We start from the raw sequence: 21,831 nt of genomic DNA on the forward strand, positions 1-21,831 counted from the left end.
AAGGACAACTTCCTAAATCCCAAACAAAAGAATATACACTTAAAAAAAATTTTTTGTCTAGATTACTACTGATTTTAAGCCTCCAGAAATTCAGTAATAACAAGTACTTGTCTATAAAACATAAATAATTACATTAGAATTTGAACCAATAACTTTGAGTTTATAAATAGATTTATGAACTTTTTTTTGATAGGATAACTTCTTGTTTTGATGCAATCTAATTCTTTGGAGGGAATTTTCGTGGAACAGGATTTACAATACACGCAATATTTAGATTCGATGCGCTCATATACTGAACGCAATCAAGCAGATAAAGCATTAATTCTAATTGGCTATGTAGAGCGAGATTTTATCCGCTTCTACCGAGCGGGACGAGTTGAAGAAGGAATTCAGTTTGCTCAAGAGAACTTAGCACGTTCCAAGTCTTTGCTGAATAAATTGAAACCCGAGGAAAAAGTGGCACAACTCCATGCTTTGGTCGATATTTTGTCATTCGAAGGTATTCAAAATCATGTCGAGATTTATGATTTTGTTCAATTACGAACAAAGTACCATGAAAAATTGGTTGGTTTACCAGTAACACAGGAAAAGTACATTCCACTTATGAGAAAAATAGCTGAGGATTTTGGAGAATTAACAAAAAAAGATGGCTTGTCGTATTCCTATCGCTTGGAATCAACGCTAGATGTTATTTATTATGTTAATTCACATTTACGACAAAAATTAACCGTTAAAGATGTTTTGTCACACGTAACTAATCGTTGCAATACAAACGTTGTCCAACAAGGATTTAACATTGAGATGTAGATGTCCATTCGTGATTATATTAACGTCAAACGAATTCAGGAAGCTCAACGAATATTATTAACGAGCAATACGTCAATTGGAGAAATTTCTCAAGAGCTAAACTTTTATGATGCGGCTGATTTTTCGCGGCGATTTAAACGTGAAATAGGGATGACACCGCTAGAATATCGCCAACAGCATAGTGAAATTGATTAAAAAATTGGCTTGTATTTTTAACGCTATATTTTATTATTTTTATACAAATCGTCGTTTTGACTTAAATTAAACCGATATACTCATGGCTAGAAAATATCCAAATGAGTTATTTAAGTTTAGTTGGGGGCAATGAACATGAAAAAAAGACGATATTATCACCGAATAGCACTTTTTATTGGTGCAGCCGTATTAGGAATAAATTTTGGGATAATGCCAATTCAAGTAGAGGCAGCTACCAAATCAAATACCATTATTGGTTTAGCAGCGGCAAAGACGGATACTTTTTCACACGTTGATGCCAATAATTTCTTGGATTATTTTAAACTCAACGGATCAGCTGAATATGATTCCAGTCAGGGCATTGTGACAATTACACCTGATAAAAATGATCAAGTGGGAAACTTTGCTTTGAAGAGCAAGATTGATATGAATACAAGTTTTGATCTCACTGGACAAGTTAATCTCGGTGATAAAACTTCTGAAAATGGTGGGGCCGATGGTATCGGTTTTGCATTTCACAACGGAAATGTTGATGACATTGGTAACGCAGGTGGAAATCTTGGCATTGGTAATTTGATTGATGCGTTGGGATTCAAATTAGATACTTGGCATAATTCATATTATCAACCACAGGCAGCTATTCCTGGTTCACAAGTTTTACCGGAAGATTCAAACGGATATGGTTGGGCAGGAGATCCTCAGAATCCTCAATTTGGGGCTTTTGTTACAACAAGCTTAAAAGAAATCAATGCTTTTGACGGTAATGACTATGACCGTTGGTGGGCTGAAACTGATACTTCTTCAGTTCAAGATTTAGATGCAACTGATTTGGACGGTCAGTTTCACGATTTCAATGTTAATTATGATGGCTCGACACGTGAGTTAACAATTAAGTACACGCAAGCAAATGGAAAAACTTTGACTTGGCAAAAAACAGTTTCGACTTCGGATGAAGCAATGGCAATGATTGTCAGTGCTTCAACTGGTGGCGCTAAAAATTTACAGCAATTTAAATTAATTAAGTTTGATTATCAACAAGCTGCTACGGTAAATGTAAGGTATCTCAGTACGACCGGTCGACAAGTTGGTCAAGCATCAGTTGAATATCCTGCAGGTGCCATTGTTGGTGGTGAGTATAAAACTGAGCAATTAGATATTCCAAATTACCATTTTGTGCGTATGGATGATGATGGAAAAGTCAGTGGAACACCCAGTTTGCCGGCGACAGGAACCTTAAATACAGCTGGTGACAATGGAACAATAGTTTATCTTTATGAGCCCGAGTATCAAATTGATCAAAAAATTGTAAATGAGACAATTCATTACGTTGATGAAGATGGAAATTCAGTGGCTGACGATTATCAAGCAAAACCAATAACCTTTATTACAGTTAAAAATCCTACAACCAGTGAGGCTAAAGAATATTTTGCGGTAGGTAAACAAGACAAACCTATGGTTACTTCAGACGGTATACCAATCAGCCAAAATGGTGTGCAGTGGTTTGAGGGTAATAAAACTAGTTTTGGAGCAGTCAATCATCCAGAGGTTGATGGATACAAAGTAATTTCTAATGATGCTCCAGATGGTGATTTGATGAAAGTCTCAGCTCAAGCGGTGCATTCAGATAGCTCTGATCTAGTTTTTACAGTCGTATACAGTAAGGATCCAGAAAAGCCAGTGGATCCAGAAAAGCCAGTGGATCCAGAAAAGCCAGTGGATCCAGAAAAGCCAGTGGATCCAGAAAAGCCAGTGGATCCAGAAAAGCCAGTGGATCCAGAAAAGCCAGTGGATCCAGAAAAGCCAGTGGATCCAGAAAAGCCAGTGGATCCAGAAAAGCCAGTGGATCCAGAAAAGCCAGTGGATCCAGAAAAGCCAGTGGATCCAGAAAAGCCAGTGGATCCAGAAAAGCCAGTGGATCCAGAAAAGCCAGTGGATCCAGAAAAGCCAGTGGATCCAGAAAAGCCAGTGGATCCAGAAAAGCCAGTGGATCCAGAAAAGCCAGTGGATCCAGAAAAGCCAGTGGATCCAGAAAAGCCAGTGGATCCAGAAAAGCCAGTGGATCCAGAAAAGCCAGTGGATCCAGAAAAGCCAGTGGATCCAGAAAAGCCAGTGGATCCAGAAAAGCCAGTGGACCCAGAAAAGCCGGTGGATCCAGAAAAGCCAGTGGACCCAGAAAAGCCGGTGGATCCAGAAAAGCCAGTGGACCCAGAGAAACCAGTGGATCCAGAGAAACCGGTGGATCCAGAAAAGCCAGTGGACCCAGAGAAGCCAGTGGACCCAGAAAAGCCGGTAGACCCAGAGAAACCGGTGGATCCAGATAATCCGGTTGTGCCGAGTCAGCCAACTAGTCCAGACAATAATATACTGATAAATTCAGGCTTACCAAGTACGATTACCTCAAAAAAGAATCCAAATAAATTTCCTCAAACAGGTGAGAAATCATCCAATTGGGAAGTGGAACTTGGTACAGTATTATTAATGGTAGCAGGACTGTTCAGTCATATAATTTGGCGTCATTCGCATTAAAATAAAATGTAAATTTTCCCTGAAATACTCTAATTCATCTTATATTTGATGAATTGGAGTATTTTTACTATTCCTGCATAAAGAAAAATCTATTGAATCCCTTTAAAATTCAATAGAATTTTTTGCATAACTTATTAATATAACATAAATAAAACGTTTTCTAACAACAAATTCGCTATATCATGAGCGTTTTTTACCCATAGTGACAATTTCCGGGCTATAATAGATATTGGGACTTTCCCAGATTGGGATTAAAATCAATGAAAGGTAGCGAAGGTATGCAGGTATATAAAAATTCACAAGAATTGATAGACCAAATTAGAGAGAGTTATCATAAGTTCATTGATGAATATGAGGGAATTAGTGATGATGTTGCTGATGAAAGAATCGATCAGGTAGATAAGACACCTCGAGAGATGCTCTCATATCAAGTTGGTTGGATTAATATGATTTTGTCATGGGAGAAGGCTGAGGCTGGTGGCGCTAATATTACCACACCTACTCCTGGATACAAATGGGATCAAATGCGTGAGTTATATCATGATTTTAATATCAAGTATGGTTCAGATGGCATTCAAAATGAAAAAGCTGAATTAGGCAGTGTAGTGGCTGAATTAATTGAGTGGATCGATAACATGTCACATGATGAATTGTTTAAACCCGGTGAACGTAAATGGGCTACCACAAAGGCTATGTGGCCAGTTGCCAAATGGATTAGAATTAATGCTGTATCTCCATTCAATAACTATAGTAGACAAGTTAGAAAATGGAAGAACTTTAATTTGCGCGATAAAAAGCCAGTTAATTCATAATATATTTGCTGATAAAAGTGTTCAGGTCGTTAATGACTTGAACGCTTTTTTGTTTTCAATTAATGTCGTTGAAAGTTTGGGAAAGATTAATTGATTGTTTAGACTGCTTTTTTAGGTAATCTGATTATTTCAATCATTATTTTGGTAAAATAAGATTGTTAATGATTGGTTTATACCAATTGTTATAAGATTAAATTTTCCAATTATTGATGTATTCAAAATTATTATTTCAAACAACGAATAGATTAGTCGAAAGGAACAAGAAATTAGGTCGCTATGGGGACCTAATTTCTTGTTCCTGGAGACGGCAAAAAAAAGACCGCTCCGCAGAGTAGTCTTAAAGTCCTAGATCAATTAAGAAGTAGCCAATGGTACCAATAATTACCAACATCGTGAAGTTAATAATTGTAAAGTACAATAAATATTTGCCAGGTTCCTTCTTGAAAAAGAATCTATATTGTTTGAAAGCCAACAAGTTAGCTAGTGAACCAACGACTGTACCAAGTCCACCAATATTCGTACCTAAGAAGATTGCATGAACATACTTAGAGAATTTGGAAACTAAGATAGTTGTCGGAACATTACTAATGAATTGACTAGTAATAATCGATGTTAAATAAGTGCTTGTTCTTGTTTGTAAAAATTGATGTAAGTTATTAACGATGGCTGGTTCACGATTAATATTACCAACGGCAATAAAGAAACACATGAAGATCAGTACGATTGAATAATCAACTGATTCAAGGATATGCGGGTTGATAAAAATTACTAACAGCAGTGCCGCAATCAACGATCCCCACATTGGAATAACAGAAAAAATTCCAAGAAAAATTATAACTGTGACGGCAACTGTTAAAGTTAAACTAGGAATATTTAATTCCACGGCTGGCAACTCAGTCAATTCGATAGGATCCTTTGGAAAGAATCGAGTAACTAAGAAGATGGCAATGAAAGTAACAATTGTTATCGGTGTCGACATGATAAAGAATTGTTTGATTCCAAGATTGAAATGCGTCAACAGGAATAAGTTGTGGGTATTACCAAACGGAGTAAAAATACTACCAAGGTTAGCGGCCATCGCAATGATGATCACTGGAAAAATTGGATTGACTTTTATATGTTTGGAAAGTTGATAAAATAAAGGAACTAAAGTTAAAATCGTAACATCATTTGTTAAGAACATTGCTCCAAAAAAAGCTAATGAAGCTAACATAAATATCATTTGTCGCGTCGTTTTCGCTTTATGCGTCATATACGCCGCGTAATATTTAAGAAAATCCAAATAATCATAGATTTGGATTATAATCATCATAGATAGAAGCGATGCGAGCGTCTTCCAATTAATATCCATCAATTGTGGTGGACTAATGAAGATAGACGTTAAAATTGCTGCGGCACCAGCAATCCACAACACCTTGTCTGAAAATACACGTTTAAATACGGCCATTTACGTTTCCCCTATAAAAAAGAAGTACCTTATATAGTATAAAGATAAAAGTACGGTTAAAAAAGATAATTATACAAAAAATACGAAATAAGTTTCCAAAACTAAATTTTTTCAAAAATTATTTATATAAAAAGCATAATGTATTGTAACCTAAGTATAATAAATATCAACATGAGGGAGGGTAATAAATGCAAATAATTTTATCAATTTTAATGTTCGTTGTAGGGATTGCCGTAATGACCGTATCTTTTAAAGCTAAGAAGGAATTGATATATTATCTGACCTTATCAATTGGCATAATCATTTTCTTTGCTGGTATTTTCGTAATTTTCCCAAAATAGTGGTCATGATTAATCGACATTGGTATAATTTTCGTAATTAAATATGGAGGGGATTGCCATGGCTTTGAAACGTACTTATATGTTGGTCCTTGTCTCAATGATCTTTAGTGTTGTTGAAATGACAGTCGACCCTGGATTCTTCGTAGGAAGAATTTCGTTGGCATTTTCAGGCTTTTTGATGGTTTTGTTGTCACTGTTATTTGTGAAAAACTTGCGACGCGCTGAATAAACAATAATTTGGTTTATTTTTTGCGGTTATTTTTAAATTTAAATTTAATCTGAGCGTTGTATCCGATTGGGAAATGACGCTTTTTTTGTGCAATAAGATGTTTTATTTGAGAAATTGACGCGTTAATATATTAGTAAATAGATAGTACTTATTGGAGGTCAATCATGATTGCTTTTAAGAGAGTATTACTCCATGTGGTCATAAAATAATAAATTTAACTACATGGAGAGTATTATGAAAAATATATATGATAATGAACAATTTTTTGAGAAATATAATCAAATGAACCGCAGTCAAAAGGGATTAGCTGGTGCTGGTGAATGGAGTACCTTGAAATCTATGTTGCCAGATTTTACCGATAAGTCAGTTTTGGATTTGGGCTGTGGTTATGGTTGGCATGATCGTTATGCGGTTGATAATGGTGCTAAATCAGTAATTGGTGTCGATATGTCCGAGAAAATGCTGGATATGGCCAAATCGAAGACCAAGACTGATAAGATAACATATTTGCATAATGATATTACCAAGCTTGATTTTGGACAAAACCAGTTTGATATTGTACTCAGTTCATTGGCACTACATTATGTGCCATCTTTTGATAAAGTAGTCCAACAAGTTAGTCATTATCTGAAACCTCAAGGAACATTCATTTTTTCCGTTGAACATCCAATTTTTACAGCGCAAGGTCGTGAAGAATGGGATTACGATAGTGATGGAAAGATTAAAGATTTTCCGGTTGATAATTACTTTTATGAAGGTAAACGAGAAACTGATTTCTTGGGAGAAACGGTTGTTAAGTATCATAAAACTTTAACGACTTATTTGAATGGATTGTTGAAGAATAATTTTCAAATTTCACAAGTCGTTGAACCAATGCCACCTAAAAGCATGGTGAATTTGCCAGGAATGAAAGATGAAATGCGTCGACCTATGATGTTGATTATTTCGGCAGTGAATGAAAAGAAATTTAAATAATAGATAGTGAAAGCAGGTATTCCAAAAGGAATGCCTGCTTTTTGAGTCGCATGCATAACAAGAATAGAAAAAGTCTGCAACAACGTAGTGGAAATAAAGTTAAATTAATTTATTCTTTTTCATATTTTGTATTGATAATAGGATGCTACTATTTGCTTAAATCAGGTAATGAAGAAATGCCTATTTTTAGTTTTGACAGCAATTCTTATCAGGTGAAACAAGCAGAACATGTTTTACCAAAGGGTCAGTGGTTACTTGGAACAACGATTGCGTACCCAAATAGTATTTCTTATATGCAAGTAGGAGGAAATGAGTGGATAGAAATGACCGAAGGATAATCTTAATTGATATCACTAATTTAAAATTACAGCAATAATTTGATTGAAATAAAATTAAAATAATTTATTCTTTTCCATATTTTGTACTGATAAGAAGGTGCTACTATTTGGTTAAATCAGATAGGGAGAGTGGAAAGAATGAAAAAGTTTGTTAGATGGGTACTTGTTTCAGCTTTGGCACTTATTTCTTTTGGAAGTTTTAGTCAAATGGTTCATGCCAGATACATTGATGGATTTCCATACGTTCGTACTTTTAAAACAACCCACTTGTATAAAGCAAAGCGGGTTTCAGGATACGATTGGGATCCTAAGTATGAATTTTCTGAAATTACTGACCGTGCACTATCAGCCAATACAAATTGGTATGCGGATCAGACGGGTGACACTGTTAATACAAAGGATGAATATGTCCGTGTCGCAACAAATGAGTGGGCTAAAACTAAAGATATTATAATTGTCAGTAAAGCATATACTTCGTTTGGATTGAAGACAAACAAAGATTATCCTATTTTTAGTTTTGATTCTAAAAATTATAAAATGACAAAAACTGATAAAAAATTAGCGCAGGGTATGTGGCTATTTGGGGATTACGTTCAAATTCCTAATGAGGATGTGTATACAAGAGTAGGTGGCAATGAGTGGGTTCAATTAAATCCATAGATATCAAAAATTAATATATTTGATTTTAAAGAGGTACTTCTTGAATTATTTCAAGAGGTACCTTTTTTTGATGAGTATTAATTGATGTGTGTAAAGACTTAGATAAAAAGTTGTGTAAAGTGTGCAAAATTGAAATAAGTCATTGATATATGAGCGTTTTTCAAACTTGGCACAGTACTTGCTTATATAAAAGTGTAAGGATAAACGGGAAGTGATGTTATGAAAATTGTATTAATCAGTCATAGCAATATGGCAGTCGGAATGAAGCAAACTTTAAATATGATTATTGGGGATGATAAGAATGTTCTTGCATTTGCGGCTTACGTAAATGGAAGTACGAAGGAAATTGATAAAGTAAAGAATTTAGTTGAAACGAGTAAAGATGAACAATTCATTATTCTGACCGATTTGCTTGGCGGTAGTGTTAATAACGAAATGATGCAATTATTGGAAAATAACACCAATGTCAAATTGGTTACGGGAATGAACTTACCATTAGCAATGCAGTTGCAACTAAAAGGTAGTACAACAGAAAAAATTTCGGATGAAGAGTTATCCACAGTTATTAGTGAAAGTAAAAAATCATTAGCAAATGTAAAAAATTTATTGATGGAAAAGGAGAAGAGTGAAAATGATCAAATTTTGTAGAATTGACCATCGTCTATTACATGGACAAGTTATTTTTTCTTGGACTAAGTCAGAGAGCATAGAGAGAATAATTGTTGTTGATGACACTGCAGCTAACGATGAATTCAAAAAAATGTCTCTAAGTTTATCAAAACCAACTGGAGTTAAATTAAATATTTTTTCAGTTGATACAGCGATTAAAAATATTTCTAAAATTAAGAAATTACCAGAGAATGTCATGTTGATTTTTGGAAACACTGATTCGACATTGGCTTTTGTTAAAGAATACCAAGATATTAAAGAAATAAATTATGGAGGTATTCCTGAAAAAGAAGGTTCTAAAAAATTTAGTAACACAATTGCTTTAACAGATAAGGATATTGAAAATTCTAAAGCTCTTAGTGAAATGGGTATAACCCTTTACATGCAACAAATCCCAACAACTAAGAGAGAATCTTTGAATGACAAATTATAAATAGGGAGTGAGATCCATGTTATATAAAGCACTGATATTAGGGATTATCGGTATTATCGTTGTTTGGGATTCGCGACTGTTTGGTCGTTTGAATGTTGAACAACCATTAATTGCAAGTACATTAGTCGGTATTGCTTTAGGTGATGTCACTAAAGGTTTAATGGTTGGTGCGACGCTTGAATTAATTTCATTAGGGCTAGTAAACGTTGGTGCAGCCGCTCCTCCAGATATGGCTATGGGTTCAATCATTGCTTCTGCATTTTCCATATTATCAGGAGCATCAGCACAAACTGCTTTAACAATTGCAATTCCAATTGCTGTTTTGGGTCAGTTATTAGCCATTGTAATCAGAATGGGGATGTCTTCGTTCAATGTTATGGCAAATCGCTACATTGAAGAAGGTAAGTTTAAATCAGCTACCAATTTACATATTATTTGGGGCCTTGGGTTATACGCCATAAGTTACTTCGTTCCCATTTTCGTTTCAATTTATTTTGGAACAGGTTTAGTAAAAAGTATTGTTGCGGTAATTCCAACTTGGTTAACAAATGGACTAACAGTTGCCAGTGCGGTCCTTCCAGCTTATGGATTTGCATTATTGCTTTCAACAATGCTTTCTAAAAAGATGGCACCATATTTCTTTATTGGTTTTCTAATTACAGCATATGCCAATACTAGTGTTACTGGAGTTGCCCTCTTCGCCATTCTTATAGCAATTATTTTGGATCAAATTATTTATAAAGATAAATCTTCTTCTAATGATGACGACTCATTAGATTCCTTATAGAAAGAAGGTACTGTCATGTCAGATGATAAAGTCATGAAAAAAGAGAATAACAAAAAATATTGGCAATTCTTCTGGCGTTCTTGGGCTATTCAAGCCTCCTGGAATTATGAACGTCAAATGAACTTAGGATTTTTGTATGGGATTGCTCCTACACTAAATAGAATCTACAAAGATCCTAAGGATATAGATAAAAAGAAGGAAGCATATAAAAGACATCTAGCTTTTTATAACTGTACCCCTCAAACATCATCATTTGTATTGGGATTATCGGCATCTATGGAAGAACAATTGGCTAAGAATCCTGATGATTTTGATCCAGAGTCAATTAGTGCCGTTAAGTCCAGTTTAATGGGTCCTTTGTCTGGTATTGGAGACTCATTCTTTCAAGGAACAGTTAAGGTGTTGGCCTTTGGCTTAGGAATTAACTTTGCCCAAAAAGGAAATATTCTTGGACCTATTCTAGCGTTATTAATTTGTTTAGTTCCTGCTTGGTTAGTTACTTGGTATGGAGCTAAATGGGGATATACTGCTGGAAATCAATTTTTAAGCAAATTGAACTCTGAAGGTGCGATGGACAGAGTTATGTTCATTGCCGGAGTAGTTGGATTGATGGTAATTGGATCGATGGTTTCAAGTATGATCCCCCTAACTACACCATTACATATGGGAACAACGTTCAAGCTTCAATCAACACTTAATACCATAATGCCTAAATTAATACCGATTAGTTTGACAATGTTTATGTATTGGTTAATTCAAAAGAAAGTTAAAACAGGATGGATTTTAGCAATTTGTATCGTAGGCGGAATTTTAGCCAGTGTCTTTGGAATTTTGAAAGCTTAAAAAGAAGGGAAAGATAGCGATGTTTGATTCTAGCTAGCGTAAAACGAAAATTTACTTATATAAATCAAACAGTAGAAAAATAGGAGGAATTTATTATGTTATCACCAAAGGAAATTGTAGCTAAGATTTTTAAGGAAGAATCAAATATTGAAAATGTGATGTTCGTTGGCTGTGGGGCTTCAATGGCAGACTTGTATCCTGCAAAATATTTTTTGGAAAAGAATGCTAAAAAACTTAGAGTTAGTCTTTCAACGGCAAATGAATTTAATTATGATACACCCGCATCATTAGGTAAAACATCTATCGTTATTGTTGCTTCACTTGGTGGAACAACTCCTGAATCAGTTGAGGCAACCAAAGTAGCAAGCAAAGCTGGAGCACATGTGATTTCAGTTACAAATTCAGAAGGATCACCACTAACAGAAAATGCTGAGTATGTCATTGTTCATGGATTCCATGAAAGTTATGCAGCAAAGACAGCTAAGATGAAGAATGTTTTGATTTTAGCTGTGGAAATTCTTCAAGCAAGTGAAAAATATGCTCACTATGATGAAATGATGGATGCTTTAAGTAAGATTGATGATTTGATTAATGAATCAGTTAAATCTGTGACACCAGCAGCTAAGACCTTTGCCGAGAAATATAAGGATGATAAACTTATTTATGTCTTATCAAGTGGTGCTACGTTTGATGTTGCATACTCAACAGCTAGTTTCCTATTTATGGAAATGCAATGGATTGCAGCTCCAACGTTGAATACCGGTGAGTATTTCCATGGCCCATTTGAAATGACAGAAACCGATGTTCCATATTTACTATTTATGAATGATGGACCTACACGTCACTTGGATGCTCGTGCTTTAACTTTCTTACAAAGATTTGATGCTAAGGTAACAACAATTGATGCTAAAGATTATGGACTAGCTTCAATTGCTTCAGACAATGTAATTGACTATTTGAATCCTATGTTGATCACAGGTGTAATGCGTGTATATGCAGAGGAGTTAGCGATTGCAAGAAAACATCCACTAACAAAACGTCGTTATATGTGGAAGTTAGAATACTAATAAATAATCAAGAGACCCCAAACGGATTGACAATTAGTCAACCCGTTTTTGTGCATATATCATTTAATTAGGAGGTAGAAAATGTCGGTAAATAAAATGGAAAAATATTTGGATAAGATTTCCCAAAGTGCCTTGGATTCACATGATTTTAAAATTTTGGAAACTTATAATATTGCTAAAAAGTTAAAATTATCTCGAAGTACAGTCAGTCGATATTTAAATGCCGGTTATGATGAAGGAATATTTTCAAAAATTCAAACTCATCCGGTTAAATACATTTCTGTAGAAATTTTAAATAAATATTTTGTTGATATTAGATTGAATTATGACAATATAGAAGAATTATTAGCCTCTAAGAGAAAAGAACAGACCATTAATACAGATATATTCAAATCTGTAATTGGATCAGAGGGAAGTCTGGTAAACCAGATTGAGGAGATAAAAACTGCAACTCTCTATCCAGGAAAAGGATTGCCCATAATGTTGATGGGCCCCAGCGGTTCCGGTAAGACCTTTTTGGCTCGAAAAATATATGAGTATTGTCTAGAAAAGAATTTAATCAGAAAATCAGCAAAATTTCAGTCCTTAAATTGTGCCCAATACTTCAATAATCCAGAGCTATTATCTAGTTTGCTATTTGGATATACAAAAGGAGCCTTTACTGGTGCTTATCAGGATACTCCAGGACTTATCGAGAATGCTGATGGCGGTATATTGTTTTTGGATGAAGTTCATAGACTTACGCAAAGTGGTCAGGAAAAGCTTTTTTCATTTATGGATACAGGTATGTATTCACCTATTGGAAACGATAGTATCAAAAGAAAAGCCTCAGTGAGACTGATTTTTGCTACAACAGAAAAATTGGACTCTACGTTTTTACCCACATTTGTGAGAAGAATTCCAGTCATTGTTAATATTCCAAGTTTTAGTTCAAGACCGCAGAATGAAAAAATACAGCTTATTGACTATTTCTTTATGGACGAAAGCAAAGTGTTGAAGAGAAAGTTATGTGTCTCTAATCAACTTATTAATGTATTAGCATCTGCCGATATGGAAGGAAATATTGGTAAGTTAAAAAATATAATTAAATATTCCAGTGGTAATGCGTATGCAAAATCGGTAAGTGATGGGAAGATTGACGTTAATCTGTCTAATATTCCGGCTAATTATTATCAAAATTTAATTAAATATGAAAAATTTGATAATGAATCAAATGATTCATCTTATTATGATTATCAAAATAAGGTGTTGCCACAACATTTAAATAAAATCATTACTATCATGAAAGATATTTATAGTGATACCGTCAGTCGAATTTGGAGTTTTTTGAATAATGAGGTAACACAGCAACAATTTATAAATCATATTAATAAAAATGTTGATTTACTATTTGATAGTATTTTATTTCATACAGAGTACAAAAGTCATAATGATTCAGAATATGAGTTTTTGGTTTATCAGATAAAATCTGTGTTCAACTTTATGGAAGAAAGTTATGGTTATCCTAAAGATGGAAATCAAATATTGGCGATTGCTACTTTATTGAGATCGAAGAATTTACAATCAGTATTAAAGACAAATGAAATATGGAATAAAAATAAGAATCAGATTGTAAATGAAATTAAAATAAAATTTAGTCAGCCTTATCAAGTAGCCTCCAGAATATTAAAGCTTCTTTCTGACAAAATGGAGAGAGATATTCTACAAGAAGATATCATGATGGTTACGTTGTATGTCGCCAAAAACGAAAAAAATATTTCAAATCGTACTTTACATGCAGTTGTGGTTGCACATGGTTATTCCACTGCCAGTAGTTTGGCCAATGTGGCTAACAGAATGTTGAAGAGTAATATTTTTCAATCGATTGATATGCCAATAAATACAACTACCAAAGATATTGAGAGCAAGTTGGTTGATTATGTTAATACTGTTAATATCGATAAAGGCTTAGTCCTGTTAATTGATATGGGGTCATTAAATCAATTAGGTGATGGATTAAATGAAAAGCTAAATGTTCCTATCTTGATGATAGATCATGTCTCAACGCCTTTAGTACTAAATGTTGGTACAATGATTCTTCAGAATAAGGGATTAAATGATATTAGAAATGATGTTGATATTAATAATGTCGTAAGCAGTAAGATATTACTACCACATAAAAAGCAAAAGAAAGCAATTATAACTTGTTGTCATTCAGGAATGGGTAGTGCTGTACAAATTCAGGAAATAATTAAAAATACCCTTAATAAATTTAATGTTGATATTGAAGTTTTGCCGTATGAATTTAATAAATTGTCTAAGAATAAACAGGGCGAGCTTCCATTTGAACTTTATGATGTAATAGCTATCGTTGGAACAGCTAATCCTAATATTAGTGGAATTCCATATTTGTCATTGGATGGCCTTTTGTCTGGAGAGCACATTGATCAATTGATTGAAATTTTGAGCAATACGAAATCAATTGATTATTCTGAACTAAAGAATGAATTACTAATAAACTTTACGATAAAACGAATGATTTCTAGCATTACAATATTGGATCCAACTAGTTTGTTAAAAATTGTAGATAATACAGTTACAAAAATGGAAAAACTACTATCAGTTCAATTTGAAACTAATAAAAGAGTATTACTGATTATTCACGAGGCTGGTATGGTCGAAAGGCTAGTGAGAAATGAAAAAGTCGATAGTCAGCCGGATCTCAATCAGTTTATTGAAGAACACAAAAAGATGTTTGAATTGGTACATCAGTCATTAACGCCAATGGAAGAACATTATGATGTGAAAGTAAGCAAAGAAGAAATAAGATTAATTATTGAAATTATTTTAGGGGACGATTAAAAACGTCTTTTTTTTAAATATTAAAATTATTGATTTTCTGAAGTTAAGGCAGATTTAAATAAAAATTTTCAATTGCATGACTTTAACTAATACATTAAGGGAAAGCGCGCATCTTATTTGAGAGCGATAATTATTATATGGTTTCATTATTAGGTAGTTTAAATGGTTAACAAAAGTTGACATCGGTAAAAAGAAAAAGGTCGAGTCCATTTAACAGGGACTCGGCCTTTTTTGATATAGTATGAAACAAAAAATGTTTCACAAGAAACATCTAATATTCACCTTCAGCAATTTTTTCTAAGGTGGTTTTTGAAGGGATGAAGAACAATGTACCACTAATCGGTGTACTGAAATCTAACAATCTATCACTCTTAGTAAACATTCCATCCAACATTCGATTGGTAATTGAGAAATCTTTTGTGTAGGCAATGAAGTAAGTTCCCGTAATATCTTTAGCTGGGTCAGAATAAGGAACATTCATGCGGACAATTTTGTGTTCAACATCATCTTTCATATCTTTAGATACGACATTATGAGCATTTGGCAATTTTTCATCATCTTCAAGTTCACGGTCAGAAAACTTATGACGACCAATGGCACGTTCCTGATCATCGGTTGATAAGTTTTTCCAAGCTTCCATATTATGAATATATTTTTGGGCAAATGCATAGGAACCATTTACAAATTCGGGGTCCTCATCTTCATCAATTAAAGTGTAATCCATCGATTCGACGCCAGCAGGATTTTCGGTACCGTCAATAAAACCAATAATTGCACGGCCTTCGAGATATCGGAAACCATGAGTTTCATCTTCGACATCAGTAATAGGACGCAATATTTCCATAAATTGATCCATTAATTCGTAACAAACGGCCATATTTTTAGCGCGCACATGTAAGAAAATATCTCCAGGTGTAGATACAGCCGTATATTTGGGACCTTTGATTTCTTGGAAAGTATTCAATTGTGCAGGTTTAGGAGCGCTAGGAAAGAGATAATCCCATGCATCAGATCCAAAACCCCAGGCAATACTAGCCTGAGCTTCAGGGTCACGAGTACGCATACTATTGATAATCGAGTTAGATAAGTCAGCAAATTCAGCAATTGCTTCTTTTTCAGCAGCTTGGTCAGTATGGTTCAATAAAAGCGTCGCAAAAATAACACTTTCACCAGCATCCTTATAAACGTCTTGAGCTTGTTTGATATCAGTCATGAAACTTGCCTCCAATGTACTTGTTTACACATACTTTATCATATGAAAGAATTTAAGTAATGATTTAAACACTGAATTGTCGCATCTAAGAGTAAAAACTTCGGTCTCTAGTTTTGATTAGGATGTTTCTTCGAATTATTTATATTATGGATATGCCGTCTCCAGATTCGGACAGTGGTCACTGGCGGTGCGGAACGGCCCGAGCCACGGTCTCGGACCTCGGTTTAAGCCTTGCAAGTTCGGCAAGTCTTAAACGCGCCCGGTGCTGTAAGAACGACAAAAGCGGTCGTCCTAACACCACTTTCACTGCCATTGACCACTGTCCGAATCTTCCGACTAGTTCTTTATTAGCTCAAGAATAGCTTTCAGACTAATTTGAAGACAGGCCATAGGTTATTTCTCGTTGATAGGTAATCATAACTTGAGTGAGACAGTATACATTTTGACAATTTTATATTAATGATGATTAGGGGGGCCTAAGGAAAAATCCTAGTTTGAAGATATTAATCTCTGAATAATTAAGATAAATTAGTCGGAAGAACTGAGAGAATAGTCACTGGCAGTGAAAGTGGCGTTAGAGCTTTAGATCTTACACCACCGGGCGTGTTTGGAGACTTGCGGGTCTTGCAAGGCTTCAAACCGAGGACTGAGACTTTGGCTCAGTCCGGTCCGCACAGCCAGTGACTATTTTCTCAGTTCTGGAGACGGCCCTGAAAGAATGTTTAAAAAATATAAATTAAAATTCTTGATTATGCTTTAATTTAGTAGAATAATTAAATTAATAATTTAATTAGGAAAAACCGCCGAAAGGAAGTACCAATAATATGTGCACAAGTCTTAGTCTAGGAGCTTTGGATGGCTCAAAATTTTTAGCCAGAACAATGGATTTTGCGTTTGAGTTGAATGGTCAACCAACATTTTTGCCTGAAAACTATGAATGGATTTCTTCATTTGATAAAAAAACTTATACAACTGATTACGCCATCATGGGAACTGGTGCTAAATACGGTAATAACTATATGGTAGCCGATGGTTTCAATGAATATGGATTATCAGCTGCAGAATTGTATTTCGTTAATGCCGCTAAATACGATGATGAACCAACAGCAGGCAAAACTAACTTAGTTTCTGAAGAATTTATTCTTTGGGCCTTGGGTAACAATAAGAATATCGAAGAACTACGTAAAAATTTGGAAAACGTTCGAATCATTGAATCAGACGCTGGTGTTATGGGTCAAAACCAACCACTTCACTTTATCTTCAGCGATGCAACTGGAGCCACTTATGTCCTTGAACCAGAAGGCGACGGCTTAATTCTTGAAGAAGATAAAGTTGGCGTTATGACTAATACACCTGACTATGACTGGCACAAGACTAACTTGGCAAACTATTTGGGCACACAAACAACTGGCTTTAAAGCTAAAAAGTTTGGCGACGAAGAAGTTATTCCTGCCGGATCAAATGGTACTTTTAGATTACCTGGTGGTTTCACAGCGGTTGATCGTTTTGTTAGAACTGCTTTCATTCGTAATGAAATTGAAGAGCCTAAGGATGCTCAACAAGCTGTTAACACAATTTTGCACATTCTGGATAGTGTAACGGTTCCTCGTGGAATTAATATGAAAGATAATGGTGAACCAAGCTATACTCAATATCAAACTGTTTTGGACTTAACAAATAAAATTATGTATTACGTCCCATATGGTAATCGAACTGTCTTTGAGCTTAAGATGACTGATGATATGATTAAAAATCAAAAAGAACCAAAGGAATTTGAAGTTGCTCTGAAGCAAGAGTTTTCAAGTTTGAATTAGAAGAACCAAGAGTGATACCTAAATTAAGGTACCACTCTTTTTTTGGTATCTAAGTAGGATATGTTATAAGATATAGTTAATAAAAAAGATAATCACCATGTCAAAAATTGGTGCGACCCAATTATGAAATGAGGAATAGATAATGGCCGATTTAGTTTATCAAAAAATTATTACATCATTAAAACAAGCAATCGATTCGGGTGAGTTTTCAGATATGCGTTTGCCTGATGAAAGATCACTTGCTGAAAGTTATAGCGTCAGCCGCAGTTCAATCAAGCGTGCATTAGGATTGATGGCTGATCAAGGAATCATTTTTAAAAAACGTGGTTCAGGAACCTTCGTTAATCCTTTGTATTTGAAACAAGGCTCATCATTCAATTACAGCGGTAAAAATCTAGGCATCACTGATAGTTTCAATGCCAACGGACAAAAACCAGGTGTCAAAGTATTGAGTTTTGAAGTGGTTCATCCAAGTAAAGATTTGCAAGATAATTTGTTCTTGAAATCGTCAGAATTCGTTTATGCCTTCAAACGTTTACGTTTACTTGATGACGTTCCTTTTATGATTGAAACAGGTTACATTCCCATCAAACTGGCACCAGAGTTGTCAGAACAAATTGCTTCCGAATCTATCTTCAATTATGTAGAATCAGAATTAGGTAAGGAAGTTAACAAAACATACTTAACAATTTCCGCCGAACCATCTGATGAAGAAGGTAAAGAACTGTTGCATTTGAAAGACAATGAACCCGTCGGGTTAATGGAAGGAATCTTTTTCTTAGACGACGGAACACCGTTCGAATTTTCAACCATGAAGTTACATTATAAGTATTTCAAGTACGATTCATTTGTTGATTTAGCAAATAAGTAAGAGCTTCCAAAGATTGGAACGCACCAATTATCCAAATGGTTGACTTTTACACTTGTTCTAGTTATGATATCCAATGTAAATAGATAACTAAAGAATTAAAAAAACGAGACTTATCTATATTAATAAATTAGCTGGAGGGAGTGAGAAAATTAGGTAGCCGTGCAGGTGGTGTTAGAGCTTTAGCTCTTACACCACGGGACGAGTTTTGAAATTCGCGCACTTTGCGAAGTTCAAAATCGAGGTCTGAGACCTTGGCTCAGACCGGTCCCCACAGCAACCTAAATTTCTCACTCCCGGAGGCGGCATATTTTAAACATATTAGGAGTGTGTGCTGTAATGACAGATTACTCATCAAAAGAATACTTAAACTTAGTAGACAAATATTGGCAAGCAGCAAACTATATTTCTGTTGGTCAACTTTACTTAAAAGACAATCCTTTATTGAGACGTGAATTAAAGCCTAGTGATGTTAAGGTTCACCCAATTGGACACTGGGGAACTATTGCTGGTCAAAACTTCATTTACGCCCATTTAAACCGTGCTATCAACAAGTATGGTCTAAAAATGTTTTACATTGAAGGACCTGGTCATGGTGGGCAAGTAATGGTTTCTAACTCTTACCTTGATGGTAGTTATACGGAAATCTATCCTGAAATTACTCAAGACACTAAGGGTATGCAAAAGCTATTCAAGCAATTTTCATTCCCAGGTGGTGTTGCATCTCATGCCGCTCCTGAAACTCCAGGATCAATGCATGAAGGTGGGGAATTAGGTTATTCTCTATCTCACGGTGTTGGTGCAATTCTTGATAATCCTGATGAAATCGCTGCGGTTGTTATCGGTGATGGTGAAGCTGAAACTGGTCCATTGGCTGCTTCATGGTTCTCCAATGTCTTCATTAACCCAGTTGATGATGGTGCTGTTTTACCAATCTTAAATCTTAATGGATTCAAGATTTCTAACCCAACAATTTTGTCACGTAAGAGTGATGAAGACTTAACGAAGTACTTTGAAGGTATGGGTTGGGAACCAATGTTTGTTGAAGGCACTGATCCTGAAAAGATGCATCCAGAAATGGCCAAGACCGTTGATGCGGCAATCGAAAAGATTCAAGCTATCCAAACAGAAGCTAGAAAACACCCTGCTTCAGAAGCTAAAATGCCTAAGTGGCCGGTTATCATTTTCCGTGCCCCTAAAGGCTGGACTGGTCCTAAGACTTGGGATGGCGAACCTATCGAAGGTTCATTTAGAGCTCACCAAATTCCAATTCCTGTTGACCAAAATGACATGCAACATGCTGACAAATTGGTTGAATGGATGGAATCATACAAACCAGATGAACTATTTGATGAAAATGGTACTTTGAAGAGTGACATTGCTGCGATTGCTCCTAAGGGACAAAGCAGAATGGCTATGAACCCAATCGTTAACGGTGGGGTTGATCCAAAGCCACTTAAATTACCAGACTATAAGAACTACGCTTTGAACTTTGACAAACGTGGTACTAAAGTTGCTCAAGATATGATTGAACTAGGCAAGTATTTGGAAGCTGTTATCAAGAACAATCCGGATAACTTTAGATTATTTGGACCTGATGAAACAATGTCTAATCGTTTGTACGACATTTTTAAGACAACTAACCGTCAATGGATGGAACCTGTTCATGAACCTAATGATCAATATGAAGCTCCTGCTGGTCGTATTATTGATTCACAACTTTCAGAACACCAAGCTGAAGGATTTAATGAAGGTTATACTTTGACCGGACGTCATGGAATTTTTGCTAGTTACGAAGCATTCTTGAGAGTTGTCGATTCAATGTTGACACAACACTTCAAGTGGTTGAGAAAAGCCAATGAATTGGGTTGGAGAAAGAAGTATCCTTCACTAAATGTGATTGCTACTTCAACAGCTTTCCAACAAGATCACAATGGTTACACTCACCAAGACCCAGGTATCATTACTCATTTGGCTGAAAAGAAACCTGAATACATTCGTGAATACTTCCCAGCCGACACAAACTCATTGTTAGCTGTTATGCCTAAGATTTTGGATGACCAAGAAAAAATCAATTTGTTGGTTACTTCAAAACAACCAAGACCACAATTCTACTCAATTGAAGAAGGTCAAGAATTGGCTGAAAAAGGACTCAAGGTAATTGACTGGGCATCAAATGACAACGGAGATCCTGATATTGTGATTGCTGCTGCCGGAACCGAACCAAACCTTGAAGCTTTGGCCGCAATTAGTATTCTTAGAAAAGAAAAACCAGAACTTAAGATTAGATTCGTTAACGTTGTTGACTTATTGAAGTTGAGATCACCAAAAGTTGACCCTCGTGGCCTAACGGATGAACAATTCAATGAAATTTTCACAGTTGATAAACCAGTATTGTTCGCATTCCATGGTTTCGAAGACATCATTAAAGATATCTTCTTTGATCGTGCAAACCATAACTTATATGTTCATGGATACCGTGAAAATGGAGATATCACCACACCATTTGATATGCGTGTAGTTAATGAGATGGATAGATTCCACTTAGCAGAAGAAGCAGCCGTTGCCGTACAAGGAGACGCCGCCAGTGACTTTGCTGACGAGATGGAAGCAGAAGTTGATAAACATAACAAGTATATTCGTGAACATGGTGATGACTTGCCAGAAGTTCAAGAATGGACATGGGAATAATTTAGAGAGCGGAGACAGGGCGGTTAGCTCCCGAGCATTTTCGTAACATGATGAATTACCCGCTGCACTTTGCGGGTGATTTATCATGTTATGAAAAGCGGAACTCGTTTTAGAGCCACTGCCTACATAACCGAACTAAAATACAACTGACTAAAAAAATAATAAACGAAATAAGAGATAGCCATAAATAATATTGGCTATCTCTTTTTGATAACATAAATTCTAAAATTAGAAAAAAGATTAATAAATCATCAAAAAATCTGTTCACAATCCAT

At 35.3% G+C, this 21,831-nt stretch carries 20 protein-coding genes; 18 read left to right on the top strand and 2 right to left on the bottom strand.

Features of this window, described 5'->3' with window-relative positions:
* The first annotated feature begins 240 nt into the window (after nt 1–240).
* The 4 genes from D1B17_RS01610 to D1B17_RS01630 all read left to right on the top strand — a co-directional run bounded on the left by D1B17_RS01610 (nt 241) and on the right by D1B17_RS01630 (nt 4,340).
* On the top strand, nt 241–807 hold the full coding sequence (locus D1B17_RS01610; protein WP_240704427.1) for an AraC family transcriptional regulator: 567 nt from the start codon (nt 241–243) through the stop codon (nt 805–807).
* Nucleotides 808–1,002, top strand: coding sequence for a helix-turn-helix domain-containing protein (locus tag D1B17_RS12715; protein ID WP_240704428.1), 195 nt, complete (start codon nt 808–810; stop codon nt 1,000–1,002).
* A gap of 135 nt (nt 1,003–1,137) precedes the next feature.
* On the top strand, nt 1,138–3,528 hold the full coding sequence (locus D1B17_RS12510) for a lectin-like domain-containing protein (RefSeq protein ID WP_166806593.1): 2,391 nt from the start codon (nt 1,138–1,140) through the stop codon (nt 3,526–3,528).
* 278 nt (nt 3,529–3,806) lie between these two features.
* Nucleotides 3,807–4,340 (top strand): ClbS/DfsB family four-helix bundle protein, encoded by a 534-nt coding sequence (locus D1B17_RS01630; RefSeq protein ID WP_237389431.1) that lies wholly within the window; start codon nt 3,807–3,809, stop codon nt 4,338–4,340.
* Between the two features lie 337 nt (nt 4,341–4,677).
* Here the strand turns inward: D1B17_RS01630 and D1B17_RS01635 are convergent, their stop codons facing one another.
* Entirely contained in the window at nt 4,678–5,787 is a 1,110-nt protein-coding gene (locus tag D1B17_RS01635) for an SLC13 family permease (RefSeq protein ID WP_120143430.1), read from the bottom strand.
* A gap of 188 nt (nt 5,788–5,975) precedes the next feature.
* On the opposite strand from D1B17_RS01635, the gene D1B17_RS12515 reads away from it, so the two are divergent.
* The 11 genes from D1B17_RS12515 to D1B17_RS01680 all read left to right on the top strand — a co-directional run bounded on the left by D1B17_RS12515 (nt 5,976) and on the right by D1B17_RS01680 (nt 14,970).
* A complete protein-coding gene (locus D1B17_RS12515; protein ID WP_166806594.1) occupies nt 5,976–6,128 on the top strand; it encodes a DUF6095 family protein in 153 nt (50 codons plus the stop codon).
* 58 nt (nt 6,129–6,186) lie between these two features.
* Nucleotides 6,187–6,357: a hypothetical protein gene (locus D1B17_RS12520; RefSeq protein ID WP_166806595.1), complete on the top strand. Its 171-nt coding sequence runs from the start codon at nt 6,187–6,189 to the stop codon at nt 6,355–6,357.
* 234 nt (nt 6,358–6,591) lie between these two features.
* Entirely contained in the window at nt 6,592–7,332 is a 741-nt protein-coding gene (locus D1B17_RS01640) for a class I SAM-dependent methyltransferase (protein WP_120143428.1), read from the top strand.
* A gap of 152 nt (nt 7,333–7,484) precedes the next feature.
* Nucleotides 7,485–7,670: a hypothetical protein gene (locus D1B17_RS01645; RefSeq protein WP_137432082.1), complete on the top strand. Its 186-nt coding sequence runs from the start codon at nt 7,485–7,487 to the stop codon at nt 7,668–7,670.
* Between the two features lie 138 nt (nt 7,671–7,808).
* On the top strand, nt 7,809–8,330 hold the full coding sequence (locus D1B17_RS01650) for a hypothetical protein (protein WP_120143423.1): 522 nt from the start codon (nt 7,809–7,811) through the stop codon (nt 8,328–8,330).
* A gap of 219 nt (nt 8,331–8,549) precedes the next feature.
* Nucleotides 8,550–8,978: a PTS sugar transporter subunit IIA gene (locus D1B17_RS01655; RefSeq protein WP_120143420.1), complete on the top strand. Its 429-nt coding sequence runs from the start codon at nt 8,550–8,552 to the stop codon at nt 8,976–8,978.
* Nucleotides 8,962–9,432, top strand: coding sequence for a PTS sugar transporter subunit IIB (locus D1B17_RS01660; RefSeq protein ID WP_120143418.1), 471 nt, complete (start codon nt 8,962–8,964; stop codon nt 9,430–9,432). The genes D1B17_RS01655 and D1B17_RS01660 overlap by 17 nt, the downstream gene beginning before the upstream one ends.
* A 16-nt stretch (nt 9,433–9,448) precedes the next feature.
* Entirely contained in the window at nt 9,449–10,219 is a 771-nt protein-coding gene (locus D1B17_RS01665; protein ID WP_120143416.1) for a PTS mannose/fructose/sorbose/N-acetylgalactosamine transporter subunit IIC, read from the top strand.
* Nucleotides 10,220–10,234: 15 nt separating this feature from the next.
* Nucleotides 10,235–11,062 (top strand): PTS system mannose/fructose/sorbose family transporter subunit IID, encoded by an 828-nt coding sequence (locus D1B17_RS01670; RefSeq protein ID WP_205880152.1) that lies wholly within the window; start codon nt 10,235–10,237, stop codon nt 11,060–11,062.
* A gap of 95 nt (nt 11,063–11,157) precedes the next feature.
* On the top strand, nt 11,158–12,129 hold the full coding sequence (locus D1B17_RS01675) for an SIS domain-containing protein (protein ID WP_120143413.1): 972 nt from the start codon (nt 11,158–11,160) through the stop codon (nt 12,127–12,129).
* Nucleotides 12,130–12,210: 81 nt separating this feature from the next.
* Nucleotides 12,211–14,970, top strand: coding sequence for a sigma 54-interacting transcriptional regulator (locus D1B17_RS01680; protein WP_120143410.1), 2,760 nt, complete (start codon nt 12,211–12,213; stop codon nt 14,968–14,970).
* A 271-nt stretch (nt 14,971–15,241) separates the two neighbouring features.
* Here D1B17_RS01680 and D1B17_RS01685 read toward each other — a convergent pair whose 3' ends face one another.
* On the bottom strand, nt 15,242–16,183 hold the full coding sequence (locus tag D1B17_RS01685; protein ID WP_120143408.1) for a Dyp-type peroxidase: 942 nt from the start codon (nt 16,181–16,183) through the stop codon (nt 15,242–15,244).
* A gap of 824 nt (nt 16,184–17,007) precedes the next feature.
* Between D1B17_RS01685 and D1B17_RS01690 the strand changes: the two genes are divergently transcribed.
* From D1B17_RS01690 to D1B17_RS01700, 3 genes are all read left to right on the top strand, one after another.
* Nucleotides 17,008–17,997 carry a choloylglycine hydrolase family protein gene (locus D1B17_RS01690; RefSeq protein ID WP_120143406.1) on the top strand — a complete coding sequence of 330 codons (990 nt, stop codon included), beginning with the start codon at nt 17,008–17,010 and terminating at the stop codon, nt 17,995–17,997.
* Between the two features lie 142 nt (nt 17,998–18,139).
* Nucleotides 18,140–18,868 (top strand): GntR family transcriptional regulator, encoded by a 729-nt coding sequence (locus D1B17_RS01695; protein ID WP_120143403.1) that lies wholly within the window; start codon nt 18,140–18,142, stop codon nt 18,866–18,868.
* 336 nt (nt 18,869–19,204) lie between these two features.
* Nucleotides 19,205–21,556 (top strand): phosphoketolase family protein, encoded by a 2,352-nt coding sequence (locus D1B17_RS01700; RefSeq protein ID WP_120143400.1) that lies wholly within the window; start codon nt 19,205–19,207, stop codon nt 21,554–21,556.
* The last annotated feature ends 275 nt before the right edge of the window (nt 21,557–21,831 follow it).

Origin of the sequence: Companilactobacillus zhachilii (assembly GCF_003606365.2) — a bacterium.
Classification (GTDB): Bacteria; Bacillota; Bacilli; order Lactobacillales; family Lactobacillaceae; genus Companilactobacillus; species Companilactobacillus zhachilii.

What these genes read in the sequence shown, in the direction of transcription:
- D1B17_RS12510 (WP_166806593.1), top strand. Translation starts at nt 1,138, where the DNA reads ATGAAAAAAAGACGATATTATCACCGAATAGCACTTTTTATTGGTGCA.
- D1B17_RS01655 (WP_120143420.1), top strand. Translation starts at nt 8,550, where the DNA reads ATGAAAATTGTATTAATCAGTCATAGCAATATGGCAGTCGGAATGAAG.
- D1B17_RS01630 (WP_237389431.1), top strand. Translation starts at nt 3,807, where the DNA reads ATGCAGGTATATAAAAATTCACAAGAATTGATAGACCAAATTAGAGAG.
- D1B17_RS01695 (WP_120143403.1), top strand. Translation starts at nt 18,140, where the DNA reads ATGGCCGATTTAGTTTATCAAAAAATTATTACATCATTAAAACAAGCA.
- D1B17_RS01690 (WP_120143406.1), top strand. Translation starts at nt 17,008, where the DNA reads ATGTGCACAAGTCTTAGTCTAGGAGCTTTGGATGGCTCAAAATTTTTA.
- D1B17_RS12515 (WP_166806594.1), top strand. Translation starts at nt 5,976, where the DNA reads ATGCAAATAATTTTATCAATTTTAATGTTCGTTGTAGGGATTGCCGTA.
- D1B17_RS01685 (WP_120143408.1), bottom strand. Translation starts at nt 16,183, where the DNA reads ATGACTGATATCAAACAAGCTCAAGACGTTTATAAGGATGCTGGTGAA.
- D1B17_RS01700 (WP_120143400.1), top strand. Translation starts at nt 19,205, where the DNA reads ATGACAGATTACTCATCAAAAGAATACTTAAACTTAGTAGACAAATAT.
- D1B17_RS12715 (WP_240704428.1), top strand. Translation starts at nt 808, where the DNA reads ATGTCCATTCGTGATTATATTAACGTCAAACGAATTCAGGAAGCTCAA.
- D1B17_RS01640 (WP_120143428.1), top strand. Translation starts at nt 6,592, where the DNA reads ATGAAAAATATATATGATAATGAACAATTTTTTGAGAAATATAATCAA.
- D1B17_RS01660 (WP_120143418.1), top strand. Translation starts at nt 8,962, where the DNA reads ATGATCAAATTTTGTAGAATTGACCATCGTCTATTACATGGACAAGTT.
- D1B17_RS01665 (WP_120143416.1), top strand. Translation starts at nt 9,449, where the DNA reads ATGTTATATAAAGCACTGATATTAGGGATTATCGGTATTATCGTTGTT.
- D1B17_RS01675 (WP_120143413.1), top strand. Translation starts at nt 11,158, where the DNA reads ATGTTATCACCAAAGGAAATTGTAGCTAAGATTTTTAAGGAAGAATCA.
- D1B17_RS12520 (WP_166806595.1), top strand. Translation starts at nt 6,187, where the DNA reads ATGGCTTTGAAACGTACTTATATGTTGGTCCTTGTCTCAATGATCTTT.
- D1B17_RS01650 (WP_120143423.1), top strand. Translation starts at nt 7,809, where the DNA reads ATGAAAAAGTTTGTTAGATGGGTACTTGTTTCAGCTTTGGCACTTATT.
- D1B17_RS01635 (WP_120143430.1), bottom strand. Translation starts at nt 5,787, where the DNA reads ATGGCCGTATTTAAACGTGTATTTTCAGACAAGGTGTTGTGGATTGCT.
- D1B17_RS01680 (WP_120143410.1), top strand. Translation starts at nt 12,211, where the DNA reads ATGTCGGTAAATAAAATGGAAAAATATTTGGATAAGATTTCCCAAAGT.
- D1B17_RS01670 (WP_205880152.1), top strand. Translation starts at nt 10,235, where the DNA reads ATGTCAGATGATAAAGTCATGAAAAAAGAGAATAACAAAAAATATTGG.